Source organism: Aquimarina atlantica (genome assembly GCF_000626715.1).
Taxonomy (GTDB): Bacteria; Bacteroidota; Bacteroidia; order Flavobacteriales; family Flavobacteriaceae; genus Aquimarina; species Aquimarina atlantica.
Window position 1 is genome coordinate 304,241 of record NZ_AQRA01000008.1, and the last position, 15,976, is coordinate 320,216.

A 15,976-nucleotide genomic window follows, 5' to 3' on the forward strand; every position below is an offset into this window, starting at 1 on the left:
AGTTCAAAGGTGATCAAATCTTTTTGATAAAAAAAAGTTTTTCGATGAAGAGAATAAAATTGCTGTACAAAACATTAAGATTACTTTAATGCAACTATGTTGCAAGAAAAGTCTTTCTTTTATCCATGTTAATTTGGTTGATCAAAAAAAACCAATGTTCGCAATTCATTATAATATACTTTATTAGGAAGATAAAAACCTACATGACCACCATATTCTGGGGTTTCGAGAAATAAATTAGGATTTTGTTTAGCTTCATCAAAAGGGTAACAAAGATCTCCAAGAAAAGAATCATTTTTGGCATTAAGGATTAATGTAGGGATTTGTATATTTTTCAGAAATTGTTTAGAACTACACTTAGAATAATAATCCATCGCATTTTCATACCCATGAGCTTTACTGGTATATAGCTCATCAATATCCATAAGAGATGTACAGGCTTTAATATCTGATATACTTAGGAGATTAGAAAATTGAACTTGTCGATCATATAGTTTGGCTTTGAGGTGATTAATAAACCGTTGTTGATAGATGTAATTTTTTGGTTTATTTATTTCTGATAGCGAATCATAAAGATCACAAGGAACCGAAATAGCTGCAGCGGTTTTTATCTCTGGAGCTAATGAACGACCTTCTCCCAGGTATTTTAGCATAATATTACCTCCTAAACTAAATCCACATATTGATATATTTGCATAGGTATGAGTCATAAGAATATGCCTAATAATACGATCCAAATCCTCACTGGATCCTGCATTATAGGATCTATAAAGACGATTTACTTCTCCACTACAGTTTCTAAGATTTATCGCTACAGAATCCCAATTATTATGATTTAGGTGTCTGGCTAATCCCAGTATATATTGGCGTTGTCCATTGCCCTCTAACCCATGAATAATAACGGTCAGTTTTTTTGAGTTTGGTGTTGTACTGTAACTCCAGTCAAGATCGATAAAATCCCCGTCATCAAGTTCTACACGTTCTCTTTTTTGTGATACTCCTGTTACTTTACGTAATAGATTAGGGTATATAGTAGAGATATAATCATTTCTGAATAAAAAAGGCGGGGTATACTTAGATTCAAGTAATGGCATTAGTATAATATGTTATCCTTTGGTTGTTCTTTCTCTGGAAGATTTTTTTCATCAAGCATATCACGTAGGTCAATTTCAATAGTTTTACATAACGCAGTCATAGGTACATCATTAATTCTTCCTTCAAAAGGGTCTTCACTATTGCTTCCAATTTTTTCCATAGTAAAGAAAACCCAACTTACTAAAATAGATAGTGGTATCATTAAAAAAACAAACCATTGCTCTATCCCATTAGTCATTGCATTTAGTTTATTTTCAAAAACATTAAGTAATCCAAAAGGTAATAATAGAATAAATATCCAGGTAAACAATGTGCTAAAATAGGCATATTGCCTCGGAAAAGGAGTATTTTTTATGCGTTCACATTTACCTTGAAGATTGTATAGCTCTTCTAGTATATTATGAAAAAGCTGTTTATCAAACTCTGTGATTTTACCTTGATCCAGAAGCTGTTTAATATGAAGTCCTTGATTTTTAACTAAATGAGTGGCGGGATTCTTCCGTTTCAGTAAATCCTGATATTCCTGATCAGACACAAAAATTTTTGAGGCATCACACGCAGGTTTTTGTTCTCCGTGTTTTTTAAAAAGGCTTTCAACAGCTATGTTCTCTTTTAAGCTAAAAGAAGTTGGTTGTCTAAGCTGAATTCTTAAAGCATTGATCCAGGCTATATGTCTGTAAATCAAAATTTCCTTAGTTCTTTGATCGTCATGTACCAGGCATAATACCTGGTTGGCCCAGGTTCGGGAATAGTTTACGATCCCGCCCCAAATCTTACGAGCCTCCCAAAACCGATCATAACTTTGGCTGTTTTTAAAACCGATATAGAATGCTACCGCTATACCAATTACAGTAAGAGGTTGAAAAGGAATATCAATAAATTTCCAATCTAAAAAATGATACAATGAAAAAATAAGGGTAGTGTATATAGTGAAAAAAATAATATTTTTCCAGGCATAGCGAAGGATAAGCCCCCAACCAATATTTCGTTTAATATACATGATGAGTTTTTTTAAAGTAAAAAGACCATATAGATTTTCATAACCTGTTTCATTAAAATCCTGAAAAATAGTATATGATCTGGATACTTTTTGTTTTATGTGTGTTATCAAATATACATATTTAATAACACTCTGTTATGCGTGCATAATAAGTTATTTTGTATTTTTACCACTCAAAAAAAAACGATATGTACTTAAAAGATTTTGAAATTAGATGGAATGATATTGATGCAAATCGTCACCTGGCGAATAAAGCATATATAGAATTTGCAGCACACACTCGAATGTCTTTTTTAACAGAGAAGGGTTTTGATCAACGTCTTTTAGGAAAGTTTAATATTGGTCCTGTCGTATTTTACGAGCACATTTATTACTTTAAAGAAGTATTTTATGGTAGACCAGTAAAAGTTTCTTTAGAAGTTTCAGGATTAAGTGAAGATGGAAAGTTTTTTGAATTTAGACATAAATACTATGATTATAAAGGGCGAAATTTTGCACAATGCGAAATGATGGGTGCCTGGATGGATTTAAATACTCGAAAGTTAATTGCACTTCCAGAAGAAATACATCAACTAATGGATACTGTAGAACGACCAAAAGATTTTAAAGTACTTACCAAAGAAGATACAAGAAAATTTGCTAAAACTCCGGTAGATTTAGAACAAGCTTAGGAGATTACTTTTTTAGGAGGTTTGGTAACCAGATACACACCTAGAAAAACCAATATCGCAGATATTATCTTAACTGTATTTAGCGTATCTGCACCCATTAGCATGGCAAAACTAATTGCTAATAAGGGTTGTAAATAAATGAATGCAGCAATTGTAGAAGCTCTTAAATGTCTTAGAGCAAATATATTTAGCAAATAGGTAAGAAATGTAGTTGCTACCACAACAAAAATCATTTTCCAGATTACCTCATAAGGCAATGAACTCCATGTTACTTCACTAAATTCTGAAATGGTAAGCGGAAAATTAATAATAACACCTAATAGGAAAAACCATTTCATTAAAGTAATAGAATGATACTTGGCTGTTAAAGGTTTTACCAATATTAAATAAACTGCGTATGAAGCTGCATTGATAATGAATAAAGCATTTCCTAATGGTATGTTTGGGGCATCTTGACGTATTTCTGAACCAAAAAGAATAAGACCCAGCGCTCCCGAAAAACCTAGAAAAATACCAATAGTTCTTAAAATGGTAATTTTTTCTTTTATAAAAAAAGCAGATAAAATAAACACCAAAATAGGAGAAATGGTGATCATTACAGAACTATTGATAGGTGTTGATAATTGCAATCCTTTAAAGAACATAAGCATATTGATTGCCATTCCAAACACAGTACAAGCAACTACCCTTGGCCAGTCACTGCGCTCTATTTTTTGTCTTGGAGCCCATATAGATGCAAGCCAAAATAATAGTGCGGCACCAACTACACGTAATAAAATAAAGCCAAATGGTTTGATATAGGTAGGCATAACCCCTTTGGCCACAGTATGATTTATACCATATATCAAGCTGGCGCCAAATGCAGCCAGTAATGCAGCAGTTCTTTTATCCATTAATGGCGATATTGGCCTGTTCGACCACTTTTTTACTGTTCCCGACAAAGATGTTGTCATCAACAATAATTACCGGTCGTTTTAAAAAGGTATAATGCTCTAAAATCAATTTTTTATAATCTTCTTCAGATAAATTCTGATTCTTAAGATCCCGTTCTTTGTATAATCGTGCTCTTTTACTAAACAAAGCCTCATAGCTCCCGGCTAAGCCATACATCTCTTCAATTTGATCTGAGGTAATAGCTTCGTTTTTAATGTCTTGCAAAATGAAATCTGAAGATGGATTTAATTCATTTAAAATACGTTTACAAGTATCGCAAGTAGACAAATGATATATTTTTTTCACGGTTAATTATTTTAAGTGTCAAAATCATCACAAAGGAAATTCATTTCACAATTAAAACTCATATTTTTGGCTAAAAATTATGAAATGAATCACAATGATCATGTTGTTACTAAACGATATGATCTTTGACAAATTCTATACTGGTGCCAAGCACAGTCGAAGTATGACCTTTTGAAAAACAAAAAATAAAATAGATAAATACCATGCAAGATCCAATAACAATTACTCGTGTTAATCGAAAAATGTTAGAAAAAATGTTAGATAGTTATTCTTTAGACCAATTAAATGAAGTGCCTGAAGGGTTTAAAAACAACTTGATCTGGAACATTGCACACGTTGTGGTAACCCAACAACTATTAGTGTATAAATTGAGTGGATTACCAATGATGATTGATGACGAAATGGTAGATCTGTATAGAAAAGGAACAAAGACAGAACGACCAGCTACCGTAGAAGAGGTATCAGAAATAAAGAAGCTTTTGTTTACAACATTAGATAAAACAGAAAAGGATCTAAATGATGATATCTTTAAAAATTACAATGATTACGAAACTAGTACAGGATTTGTATTAAAATCTGTTGAAGATGCAATGAATTTCAATAACTATCATGAAGGGATTCATTTAGGATATATCCTGGCACTTAGAAAAGCTATATAATCGTCTTTAGATATTAAAAAAAAGATATTTTCAAAACAGTGTTTTCACTTAAAAACAGAATTGCACATCTTATAAAATTTCTACGACAAAAAACGAAGCAACTTCTTCCTTGTTCAGTTTTAATTCTATGGGTCCCTCTGCATAGGAGTTGATTTCATATTGATTGTAATAGAGGACAACCTCTTTATCTGTAAACCCTATGGTCGAAGGTAAACTGAAAGTATCATTTTCAAAAAAGAAACCTGTACTATTAATCGATTCACTTTCTGGGATTTTATGTTGGGTTCTAAAGATTATTTCTACATAATCTTCAAACTCATCATAATTCTTAAATAATGCTCTATTCGAAAATTGCTTTCCTGTCTTTGTATCAATGTTGAGATAAGAAACGGTACTATTTCCATGAGCACCACCTGTAAATATATAAGAATCCATTAGGACAGAAAGTAAACTTTGACATCTAAAACTAAGCTCACAATCAATAGAAGCTTCATAAGGGATGATTTCTTCAGGGAATTCTTCACTAATATTTTGATACGAACTATTAAATTGAGAGATTGCTTCTTTCAGAGTTGCTTCTGATGCGTTTTCACCAATATTCAAAATAGAACAAGCAGCATTTTCTATTTCTTTATTAATAGTGGCGGCAATGGGATTATCATCAACAATTTTTAGTAAGTTGATCTCTAAAGAAGCACAATCAACATTTTTGCAATCAAGAAGAGTGTCTACGGTAAAATTTTGTTTTTCAAAAGTGAAAGATTCTGTATTGTTACAGCTATATAATCCCCAAAAAATAATGAGCAAAAGAATGAATTTTGACTTTGTGTTAGTTTTTGTGTTAATCATCTACTAAAGGTATTCGACGAAATATGATTAGAACGAATTAAATCATACATTTGTCCCGTTTTTGAACATAAAACGACCAAGTTAATTTATTCTTGTTAAAAACTAATAAATAGATGAAATTTAACACTAAAACTATTCACGGAGGACAAAAACACGATCCGGCTTATGGTGCCGTTATGCCTCCGATATATCAGACATCTACATACGCTCAAACCACTCCGGGAGGACATAAAGGTTTTGAATATAGCAGAACGCATAATCCAACAAGAAAAGCATTAGAAGATTCTTTTGCCAGTATCGAAAACGGAAAATTTGGACTTGCTTTTGGATCGGGACTTGCTGCTATAGATGCAGTGATCAAATTATTGAAACCTGGTGATGAGGTGATTTCTACCAATGATCTATATGGAGGAACGTATCGTTTGTTTACTAAAATCTTTGAAGATTTTGGAATTAAGTTTCACTTTATAGGAATGGAAAATGCAGATAAAGTAGAAGATTATGTAAACGAGAACACCAAATTAATATGGGTCGAAACACCAACTAACCCTATGATGAATATAATTGATATTAAAGCCATAGCTGCAATATCAAAAAAGCATAATCTTTTATTGGCTGTAGATAACACTTTTGCTACTCCGTACTTACAAAGACCTTTGGATCTTGGTGCCGATATTGTAATGCATAGTGCTACCAAATATTTAGGAGGACATAGTGATGTGGTTATGGGAGCATTGATCGTAAAAGACGAAAAATTAGCAGAGCGACTTTACTTTATTCAAAATGCAAGTGGTGCTGTTTGTGGACCACAAGATAGTTTTCTGGTCTTAAGAGGGATCAAGACCTTACACATACGTATGCAACGACACTGCGAAAATGGTGAAGCCATTGCAAAATATTTGAAGAACCACCCTAAAATAGAAAAAGTATACTGGCCTGGTTTTGAAGATCATCCTAATCATGAAGTTGCCAAAACGCAGATGGATGGTTTTGGAGGTATGATTTCTTTTGTTACCAAAGGAAGCGATTATGACAGTGCAATTAAGATTGTAGAGAACCTAAAATTTTTCACTTTAGCAGAATCTCTTGGTGGTGTAGAAAGTCTTGCAGGACATCCGGCAAGTATGACACATGCGTCAATACCAAAAGAAGAACGTGAGAAAACAGGAGTAGTCGATTCTTTAATTAGATTAAGTGTTGGAATAGAAGATATTAATGACCTTATTGCAGATCTCGAACAAGCTATTGGATAACCTAATTATTAAATTAAAAAAATAAACTCGTTTTTTTAAGAATATCATATATTTGGCGTGATATTTCAACCTATAGATAAGAATCTATTAATTCAATTAACATATGCAAGCAAAGATAGATGCATTCATGGAAGAGGTAAGGGCTCGTAACGCACACGAACCTGAGTTTTTACAAGCGGTACAGGAAGTTGCCGAAACTGTAATCCCTTACATCGCTACAAAAGAAATTTATAACGGGAAAAACATCCTGTTAAGAATGGTTGAGCCAGAGAGAGCGATTATGTTTCGTGTACCCTGGGTAGATGATAAAGGAGAAATTCATGTGAATAGAGGGTATCGTATTCAAATGAATTCTGCAATAGGACCATATAAAGGGGGATTACGTTTTCACCCTTCTGTAAATATAAGTATTCTGAAATTTTTGGCTTTTGAACAAGTTTTCAAAAATAGTTTAACTACACTTCCTATGGGAGGTGGTAAAGGAGGATCTGATTTTGATCCTAAAGGAAAATCTGATGATGAAATTATGCGTTTTTGTCATAGTTTTATGAGTGAGCTTTTTAGACATATCGGGCCTCATACAGATGTTCCTGCAGGAGATATAGGAGTAGGAGGTCGTGAAATAGGGTTCCTGTTTGGGATGTACCGCAAATTGCGTAATGAATTTACGGGTGTTCTTACCGGAAAAGGACTTAGCTGGGGAGGATCTCTAATTCGTCCTGAAGCAACTGGATATGGAACAGTTTATTTTGCAAAGAATATGCTCGAAACCCAAGGAGGTTCTTTTGAAGGAAAAATAGTAACAGTTTCTGGTTCTGGAAATGTAGCACAATATGCTGCAGAAAAAGCAACACAACTGGGAGCAAAAGTAGTAACGTTATCAGATTCTTCTGGATATATTTATGACAAAGACGGGATTGATGCAGAAAAACTAGCTTTTGTAATGGAACTTAAGAATGTAAAACGAGGACGTATCAATGAGTATGTAGATAAGTATCCTTCTGCAGAGTTTCATAAGGGACAAACCCCATGGGGAGTAAAATGTGATATAGCTTTACCATGTGCTACTCAAAATGAATTAAATGGAGATGATGCACAAACTCTAATAGACAATGGATGTATTTGTGTTAGTGAAGGTGCTAATATGCCAAGTACACCAGAAGCAATTACAGCTTTTCATAAAGCTAAAATTTTCTTTGCTCCAGGTAAAGCTTCTAATGCAGGTGGTGTAGCAACATCAGGATTAGAAATGACTCAAAACTCATTGCGTTATAACTGGACTCGCGAAGAAGTAGATAATAAGCTAAAACAAATTATGGAAGATATCCATTCTGCTTGTCTAGAATATGGTAGTGATGGTAATGGATATGTAGACTATGTAAAAGGAGCTAATATTGCCGGTTTTGTAAAAGTAGCTGATGCTATGCTAGCGCAAGGCGTGATATAAATAAGATTTATTTTATATACAAAAGCCGTTTAGAGATATCTCTAAACGGCTTTGTTGTTGATTAAATGAGAATTACCCCGATTATGCATTCTTCATTTCCTAAAATTATGATATCCGCGAATCAAGTGTAAGGGCAATATCATTTTGTTACGTATTTTTATAGTTAAATTGATTCTTATGAAGCGTGCAGGTCTTTTCTTTTTTTTAGTACTATTAATCTCATGTGGAACTACACATACGATTTATGATTTTGATGAGCAACAGGATTTTTCAATATACAAGACCTATGCTTTTTATCCTGAAATGAATTCTGGGCTTAATGATTTGGATCAAAAACGATTATTGATGGTAACAGAAACCGTTATGAAAAGTAAAGGGTTTACCAAATCTGAAACTCCAGATATTTATATGAACTTTAAAGCAATTATGAGTAAAACACGATCACGTAATAGTATTGGGGTTGGGGTTGGTAGTGGCAGCGGTGGTGTTAGTATCGGTGTAGGAGGATCTATTCCTATCGGTGGACCAGAAACTTTTCTTGAACTTACTATTGATTTTGTCGATGTAAAAAAAGATGAACTGGTATGGCAGGCGATTGCTGAGAGAAGGTTTTATCCTAATGCCTCTCCAGATGTACGTACCAATTTCTTTCAAAAAATTATTGAAAAATCATTGGTTAAATACCCACCTAAGCATAAAGAATAAAATTGCTTTTTTATTTATTTTCGATTTACAATGATAATCAACTCACCAGCAATAGTATTACATTCCTTACGATATAGTGAAGCAGATCTTATTGTTTCATTGTTTACAAAAACAAGTGGATTACGCTCTTATTTACTAAAAGGAGTTTTAAAATCTAAACGAGGAAAAATCAAAGCATCCTTGTTTCAACCACTTACTATATTAGAAATACAGGCTTTTCATAAGGATAAAGGCTCTTTAGAGAGAATAAAAGAAGCCAAAATCAAAACGATTTATAAATCGTTACATACAGATTTTGTAAAGGGTACACTGGTGTTTTTTATTTCTGAAGTACTTAAGAATTCTATACAAGAAGAAGAAACAAATATAGATCTGTTCGAATATATTGAAACTGCTTTAATGTGGTTGGATACACATGACACTATTGGTAATTTTCATATTACATTTTTAACCAAGCTTACCCAATATCTTGGCTTTTATCCAGATACCTCTTATGAAGCATCAGACTATTTTAACATGCAGGATGGTGTTTTTCAATCTATCAGTAGTAATGTATATTGTGTAAGCGGAGATCAGGTAAAATTATTCAAACAATTTTTAGGCACAACATTTGAGGCAAGTATGGATATTAAACTGTCGAAGAACACACGAAGTGATATTCTAGCTATGCTATTAGTATATTTTGAACTACATTTGCACGGTTTTAAGAAGCCAAAATCACTTTCAGTTTTAAACGAAATTTTTAATTAAGACAATGCGGTTATTTATATTTCTTTTATTGACTATATTTTTTGCATTGTCTGGTAATGCTCAAAAAATTACAATATTCAGTACGGCAAATAACCAGCCTATTCCTAATGTAGCTGTTTACAATAAGATTAAATCTAAGAGTGCGATAACTGATTTTAATGGAGTGGCTGATATTTCTGCATTTTCTGATGCCGAAATCCTATATTTTACTCATATCTCGCATTTAGGGATAAGTATGGTAAAGTCTAAAATACCAAAATCCCGTTCTATATACTTAAAACCAGATGAAAACCAGCTTTCTGAAGTCGTAATTTCGGTATCAAAATGGGAGCAGGAACAAAAAGAAGTTACACAAAAAATTGTAAGTATTTCTTCTAATGATATTGAGTTGTCTATGCCACAAACATCTGCCGATCTTTTACAAAATAGTGGTCAGGTCTTTATTCAAAAAAGCCAATTGGGAGGAGGAAGCCCCATTATTCGAGGATTTTCTACCAATCGATTGTTGCTCACTGTAGATGGAGTAAGAATGAATACTGCAATTTTTAGAGGAGGAAATGTGCAAAATGTAATATCGGTTGACCCTTTTACTGTTAATAGAACCGAAGTTATACTAGGACCAGGCTCTGTTGTGTATGGAAGTGATGCAGTGGGTGGAGTAATGAATTTTTATACGGCACAACCTAAGTTTGCTGTAAATAGTAAGAATACACTTAGTGGTAATGCGCTTATTCGATATGCCAGTGCCAGTAATGAAAAAACAGGACATGTTGATTTTAATATAGGATTAGAGAAGTGGGCATTTTTAACTAGTGTAAGCTACACAGATTTTGATGATTTAAAAATGGGAAGTCATGGCCCCAATGATTATTTGAGAAATGAATATGTAGAAACCATAAACGGACAAGATGTTGTGATACAAAATGCTGATCCTGAAAAACAAGTGTTTACAGGGTATGATCAGATTAATTTACTACAGAAAATTCGTTTTATGCCTAATGAAAAATGGGATTTTAATGCCAATCTTATCTACACAGAGACATCTGATTATCCGCGTTATGATCGATTGATTAGAAAAAGAGATGGAAATTTAAGATCGGCCGAGTGGTTTTATGGGCCGCAACTCTGGTTTATGGGCAACTTACAAGTATCACATAAATCAAAAAGCAAGCTATATGATAAAATGAAAATCACTGCGGCGTATCAATATTTTGAAGAAAGTAGAAACGATCGTAATTTTGGCAGTGATATTTTAGAAAGAACTCAGGAACAGGTAGATGCTTATTCATTAAACTGGGATTTTGAAAGAAAATTTAGTGATAAGACTACGCTATATTATGGATTAGAATATGTGCTAAATCAAGTGTATTCTGATGGATCTGAACGTAATACTACTACTAATATTATTGAAGATGCACCTTCTAGATATCCCGATGGATCTACTTGGCAATCAATAGCAGCATACCTTAGTATAAAACATAAGTTAAGCGAAAAACTAAGGTTTCAAGGAGGATTACGATATAATAGAATCATCCTATATTCAGAATTTGATGATAAGTTTTTTGATTTTCCATTTACAGAAGCAAATATCGATACCGAGGCCTTGACGGGTACTGCGGGATTAAGTTGGTTTCCTAATGATTGGATACAATGGAAACTGAATTTCTCTACAGCCTTTAGAGCGCCTAATATTGATGATGTAGGTAAGATTTTTGATTCAGAACCAGGTTCTGTTGTAGTGCCTAATCCAGAGATAAAATCTGAATATGCATATAATGGTGAGATAGGAGTGAGACTAAATCTTGATAAAAACTTATCTGTAGATTTATCGACGTATTATACTTACCTTGAAGATGCCTTAATACGAAGAGACTATAATCTAAATGGGCAAACAGAAATTTTGTTTGGAGGGGAACTAAGTAACGTACAAGCTATTCAAAATGCAGCAAATGCCAGGGTATACGGTTTTGAAGCTGGATTAGAATATAAGTTTCTTGAAAATTTTAAACTAACATCTAAGTATACTTTTGTTGGAGGAGAAGAGGAATCTGATGATGGTACTACTGCTCCTTCAAGACACGTTTCTCCTCAATTCGGAACTACTCAGGTAAGTTATATGTTGCCTAAATTTAAAATTGACGCTTTTGCAGTGTATAATGGAGAGTTTAGTTATGAAGACCTGGCTCCTTCTCAACAAAACAATGACTTTTTGTATGCCAAAGATCAAGATGGAAATCCATATGCTCCATCCTGGTATACATTCAACCTTAGAACACAATATCAAGTAACAAAAAATATAAAAGGAATATTATCAATAGAAAATATTACCGATCAGCGATATCGTCCTTATTCTTCTGGTATTGCTGGTGCAGGAAGAAATTTTATTCTATCGGTAAAATATACGCTCTAACATTATAGAATAATAATCTGAAGAATACATTATTCATATTCGATATCGATGGAACACTTACAGATAGTGTGCCAATGTATTTGATTTCGGTTACAAACTCGTTATTAGCACTAGGAATTTCTAATATCGATACCGATTATGATGGCTATAAACATCATACCGATAGTTATGCATTGAGATATAACTACGAGCGTAATTTTAAGAAAACCTTTCCCAAAGAATTATTAAATGATTTCGAAATCGATTTGGTTAATCAAATGAGAATGTTTGATCCTGTAAAGGAAATCGATGGTGCCAAATCATTAATTCGGTTTTTTAAAGATAGTGACATTCCTTTTTGCTTTGCCACAGGAGCATTACCTATGCCTGCAATGATCAAATTAGATCAATGCGATATCTGGTATGACGAAAAACTATTAGCGACTTCAAAAACACACGAATCGAGAGAAGGTTTTGTTTTGGAAGCTATAGAAAGATCAAAGGAGTATTATGGTAAAGAAAATTTTGATCGAATCGTATCAATAGGCGATGGTGTTTGGGATTTAAAAACGGCCCAAAATTTATCTCTTGATTTTGTAGGAATAGGAGATAAGAACAGGACAAAACTTCTTGAAAACGGAGCTAAACATTGCTTTTCTACCCTGTCAGCATTCAAAAAATCATTAATTTAATTTTTAGTAGCTCTTAGTTTTTGCATTAAGGCAGTATCAAATCCTTCTTTGAGTTTAGTGATTTCGGTTACATTTTCGTTAGGAATAGCAATAGATAATACATAGTGCTTTATTTTCCAGCCATTGGCTGTTTTTTGAAGGACACCACTACCACGACAAATCCCCATCTGAGTATCTAATAGCTCATCAAACCAGGCAATATCACTTTCCTTTTGCGCAAAAATATTTCTTTCGAGAGTAGAAAAACTCCAGGCTTTTCCTTTATCAAAATAGGGTTTGGCAAAGGCCTTAAACTCTGTATTGTTCCAATTTTCTGTTGCGTCAGTCCCTATAAAAATAGCATCTTTGGTCATAAGACCAAAATAAGCCTCGAAATTAGCATCAGCCGCAGCTTTGTGCCATTGCTCAAGAGCAGTATTAATTTCAGTATTTTGTTGTGCAAAACAAAAACTACAAACAAATAGTAATATAGATAAGATTGATTTTTGCATACGTTTAATATTTAATTAGTTCCTGGACCTTCAAGTTCTCTTAGAAGCTCTTTTTCAATATTTTCCGGGATTGCCAATGATAATTCATTTAATTGTATGATCAAACTATTATAGGCTTTAATTAATCTTGTATTAGCTTCCATAACCATATCGGCATCTTTATTCCTCTTTTCAGAAAGTAGTTTTAGTAAACCTGTTTCGGTAGATAGAACACTAATTCTAGAGTTAATAGTATTTACGTTTAAGTCTTCAGAAAGATTTTCTTTAAATGTACTCACAAGTAAATCTATACTATCGACATGTTTGTTTACGTAGAAAGCATTTTCATTACGTAATACAGTTATAAAACTTCTCAGGTTTTGAAAATCTTCAAAAATTTCAAGACTTCTTTCGGCTTCTGGAGAAAGCTTTAGAAGATTTAATTTAATTTTTTCTTTAGAAAGACTATCAAGCTTAGGAACGGTTTCTTTTCCTTGTATATTGGCGGGTTTTTCATTTTGACATCCAAAACAAAGTAATGTAATCCCTAAAAAGAAAAATAGTCGCATTGTATGTTTTTTAATAAGAACTCAAAAATAGGATATTTATGTCAAAATGATAGTAAAGTGATCACCAAATAGAATAGGTATTGAAATTTGTTTACTCGTTTAGGCTTCTTATGTATTTTATTTCTTGAGTATCATAAAACTTACCGCATTAGTATTTTTGAATCCTTTTTTCGCATCAGAATATCCATCTGCAAAAGGAATAGTAAATTTTATGATCAATTATTTTCTATAACCTAACGAATTCTAATTAGATCCTAATGAATTCTAGTTAGGGCTAAATTTTAGAAGGCACACAAGTTACTTTTGCGATGATTTCTTTTATTTAAACTAACACAAACACAAATTCACTTACCTAAACCTCATGATCATGCAAAACTTAAACTTTAATGAGAAGATGTTTTCTGGCATATTTAAAAAGATGCATATAATAATCTTTTTATTGATTCTTTCTTTTTCTTCTTTTGCGCAAGATAAGAAAGACGTTGTTATAGGAACTGTAAACAGCTTCTCAGAATTAGTATTTTCGAATAAGTCAGGAAATAGCAGTTTTACTATTAAACTATCTGATAAAGAATCATATAACCTTAAGGTTAATGTTAAAAAGAATACCGGAGATGGATATTTTGTAACCGGTAACGTTTTGATTAATAATGCTAAATCTTCTGCTACAACAGCTCCTGTTTTTAGTTTTACTAAAAACGACGAAAAAATATCGGGAGAGATGATCTTTTATGATCAGAAAAAAGCATTTAAGATCTCGACCAATGATCATGGAGAAGTACTAGCGAGTAATCAAAATATTCATAGTATACTATGTGTAGATTTCGAACAAGAAAAAGCTAGTGTTAATGATGATTCTGGTGTAATTATCCCACAAAAAGCACAAATACAATTAGAGAGTCTTCCCGGAGCATCTCATGTTATCTATCTTGATTTTGATGGAGAAGTAGTGTCTGGAACTCGTTGGGCTGGGGGTAGAACTATTAATGCTCAACCTGCAGGATTTAGCGATGAAAAAATTCTTGCAGTATGGAGAATTATGGTAGATGATTTTAATCCTTTTAATATAAACGTGACTACCAGAAGAGATGTATTTGATGCTACTCCAAAAAACCAAAGAATGATGGCAATATTTACGCCTACAAATGATGCAGCTCCCGGATCAGGAGGAGTAGCGTATCTAAATTCTTTTAGTTGGAATTCTGACGACCCATGTTGGGTGTTTAACCTGGGAACAAGAACAGCCGGAGAAACAGGATCCCATGAAGTAGGGCATACTTTGGGATTAGGACACGATGGAACAAAATCTGGAACCACATATTATTCGGGACATGGACAGTGGAGTCCGATTATGGGTTGGAGTGCTAATAAAACATTAGGTCATTGGAGTAAAGGAGAATATAATAATGCCAATAATACAGAGAATGATTTAGCAATTATTTCAAATTCTAGAAATGGTTTCGGGTATAAAAAAGATGATCATGGAAACACTATAAATAATGCTACAGAATTAGTATCTGATACTAATGGAAATGTGGCTAAAGCAGATAACGAAGGAATCATTGAAAAAACATCTGATAAAGATGTATTCTCTTTTCAAACCTCGGGAGGAGAGGTAAATTTTTCTTTTGATCCAAATCCATACCATCCAAATTTAAATATTAAAGCAAGGTTATTAAATAGTAATGGAGAAGAAGTTACATTCTCTGACCCTCAAGGCTTAAAAGCATCTATAAACACTACTTTACAAAGTGGTAAATATTATATCGAAATAGATGGGGTGGGAGAAGGAAACCTATCTACAGGTTATTCTGATTATTCTTCTTTAGGATTATTTTCGATTTCTGGAAAGTACCCTAAAGAAAGTGTTACAGATACCGAAGCTCCAAGTGTTCCAACAAATTTATCGGCTTCAAATATCGAGGAAACCTCATTGTCTTTATCATGGGGAGCTTCTACAGATAATGTTGGAGTAACGGGGTATGATGTTTACCAGGGAGCTGTTAAGATCACCACTGTTAGCGGTACTTCTTATGATGTTACCGGGTTGACTGCAAATACTACTTATGAGTTTAGAGTAAAGGCCAAAGATGCTTCAGGAAATACTTCCGGATTTAGTAATACAGTAAGAGTGACTACCAAAGAAGCAACAGATACCGAAGCTCCAAGTGTTCCAACAAATTTATCG

16 protein-coding genes are annotated in these 15,976 nt (G+C 33.2%); 9 read left to right on the forward strand and 7 right to left on the reverse strand.

Translation table 11 applies throughout. The features are described 5' to 3' along the window. Nucleotides 1-128: 128 nt before the first annotated feature. Nucleotides 129-1,094 carry a YheT family hydrolase gene (locus ATO12_RS19295; RefSeq protein ID WP_034245145.1) on the reverse strand — a complete coding sequence of 322 codons (966 nt, stop codon included), beginning with the start codon at nucleotides 1,092-1,094 and terminating at the stop codon, nucleotides 129-131. Next, nucleotides 1,094-2,206, reverse strand: a complete 1,113-nt coding sequence (locus tag ATO12_RS19300) for a bestrophin family protein (RefSeq protein WP_240486154.1) — start codon at nucleotides 2,204-2,206, stop codon at nucleotides 1,094-1,096. The genes ATO12_RS19295 and ATO12_RS19300 overlap by 1 nt, the downstream gene beginning before the upstream one ends. 77 nt (nucleotides 2,207-2,283) lie before the next feature. Here ATO12_RS19300 and ATO12_RS19305 point away from each other — a divergent pair, with 77 nt between their 5' ends. After that, a complete protein-coding gene (locus ATO12_RS19305; RefSeq protein ID WP_034245147.1) occupies nucleotides 2,284-2,766 on the forward strand; it encodes an acyl-CoA thioesterase in 483 nt (160 codons plus the stop codon). On the opposite strand, the gene ATO12_RS19310 is transcribed toward ATO12_RS19305, so the two are convergent. Next, a complete protein-coding gene (locus ATO12_RS19310; protein WP_034245150.1) occupies nucleotides 2,763-3,659 on the reverse strand; it encodes a DMT family transporter in 897 nt (298 codons plus the stop codon). The two genes, ATO12_RS19305 and ATO12_RS19310, sit on opposite strands and share 4 nt — an antisense overlap. Then, nucleotides 3,652-4,005 (reverse strand): arsenate reductase family protein, encoded by a 354-nt coding sequence (locus tag ATO12_RS19315; protein ID WP_034245152.1) that lies wholly within the window; start codon nucleotides 4,003-4,005, stop codon nucleotides 3,652-3,654. The genes ATO12_RS19310 and ATO12_RS19315 overlap by 8 nt, the downstream gene beginning before the upstream one ends. A gap of 203 nt (nucleotides 4,006-4,208) precedes the next feature. Here ATO12_RS19315 and ATO12_RS19320 point away from each other — a divergent pair, with 203 nt between their 5' ends. Then, the gene (locus ATO12_RS19320) at nucleotides 4,209-4,664 is read left to right on the forward strand and encodes a DinB family protein (RefSeq protein ID WP_034245154.1); all 456 of its coding nucleotides are present in this window, start codon (nucleotides 4,209-4,211) and stop codon (nucleotides 4,662-4,664) included. Between the two features lie 69 nt (nucleotides 4,665-4,733). Here the strand turns inward: ATO12_RS19320 and ATO12_RS19325 are convergent, their stop codons facing one another. Further along, the gene (locus tag ATO12_RS19325) at nucleotides 4,734-5,471 is read right to left on the reverse strand and encodes a DUF3298 and DUF4163 domain-containing protein (RefSeq protein ID WP_165583417.1); all 738 of its coding nucleotides are present in this window, start codon (nucleotides 5,469-5,471) and stop codon (nucleotides 4,734-4,736) included. A gap of 155 nt (nucleotides 5,472-5,626) precedes the next feature. Here ATO12_RS19325 and ATO12_RS19330 point away from each other — a divergent pair, with 155 nt between their 5' ends. The 6 genes from ATO12_RS19330 to ATO12_RS19355 all read left to right on the forward strand — a co-directional run bounded on the left by ATO12_RS19330 (nucleotide 5,627) and on the right by ATO12_RS19355 (nucleotide 12,749). Further along, nucleotides 5,627-6,766 (forward strand): cystathionine gamma-synthase, encoded by a 1,140-nt coding sequence (locus ATO12_RS19330; RefSeq protein WP_034245160.1) that lies wholly within the window; start codon nucleotides 5,627-5,629, stop codon nucleotides 6,764-6,766. 103 nt (nucleotides 6,767-6,869) lie between these two features. Continuing rightward, nucleotides 6,870-8,213, forward strand: a complete 1,344-nt coding sequence (gene gdhA / locus ATO12_RS19335) for an NADP-specific glutamate dehydrogenase (RefSeq protein WP_034245162.1) — start codon at nucleotides 6,870-6,872, stop codon at nucleotides 8,211-8,213. Nucleotides 8,214-8,390: 177 nt separating this feature from the next. Further along, entirely contained in the window at nucleotides 8,391-8,918 is a 528-nt protein-coding gene (locus ATO12_RS19340; RefSeq protein WP_034245165.1) for a DUF4136 domain-containing protein, read from the forward strand. 30 nt (nucleotides 8,919-8,948) lie between these two features. After that, nucleotides 8,949-9,668 (forward strand): DNA repair protein RecO, encoded by a 720-nt coding sequence (gene recO, locus ATO12_RS19345; protein ID WP_034245168.1) that lies wholly within the window; start codon nucleotides 8,949-8,951, stop codon nucleotides 9,666-9,668. A gap of 28 nt (nucleotides 9,669-9,696) precedes the next feature. Then, complete coding sequence (locus ATO12_RS19350) at nucleotides 9,697-12,078, forward strand: TonB-dependent receptor (protein ID WP_316932935.1); 2,382 nt, start codon at nucleotides 9,697-9,699, stop codon at nucleotides 12,076-12,078. Nucleotides 12,079-12,113: 35 nt separating this feature from the next. After that, the gene (locus tag ATO12_RS19355) at nucleotides 12,114-12,749 is read left to right on the forward strand and encodes an HAD family hydrolase (protein ID WP_262482603.1); all 636 of its coding nucleotides are present in this window, start codon (nucleotides 12,114-12,116) and stop codon (nucleotides 12,747-12,749) included. On the opposite strand, the gene ATO12_RS19360 is transcribed toward ATO12_RS19355, so the two are convergent. Together ATO12_RS19360 and ATO12_RS19365 are read right to left on the reverse strand one after the other, a co-directional pair. Then, complete coding sequence (locus ATO12_RS19360; RefSeq protein WP_034245180.1) at nucleotides 12,746-13,240, reverse strand: nuclear transport factor 2 family protein; 495 nt, start codon at nucleotides 13,238-13,240, stop codon at nucleotides 12,746-12,748. The genes ATO12_RS19355 and ATO12_RS19360 overlap by 4 nt on opposite strands. An 11-nt stretch (nucleotides 13,241-13,251) precedes the next feature. Then, nucleotides 13,252-13,788: a hypothetical protein gene (locus ATO12_RS19365; RefSeq protein WP_034245182.1), complete on the reverse strand. Its 537-nt coding sequence runs from the start codon at nucleotides 13,786-13,788 to the stop codon at nucleotides 13,252-13,254. 367 nt (nucleotides 13,789-14,155) lie between these two features. Here ATO12_RS19365 and ATO12_RS26400 point away from each other — a divergent pair. Beyond that, nucleotides 14,156-15,976, forward strand: a 1,821-nt coding sequence (locus ATO12_RS26400) for a fibronectin type III domain-containing protein (RefSeq protein ID WP_240486155.1), incomplete at its 3' end; no start/stop codon positions are given.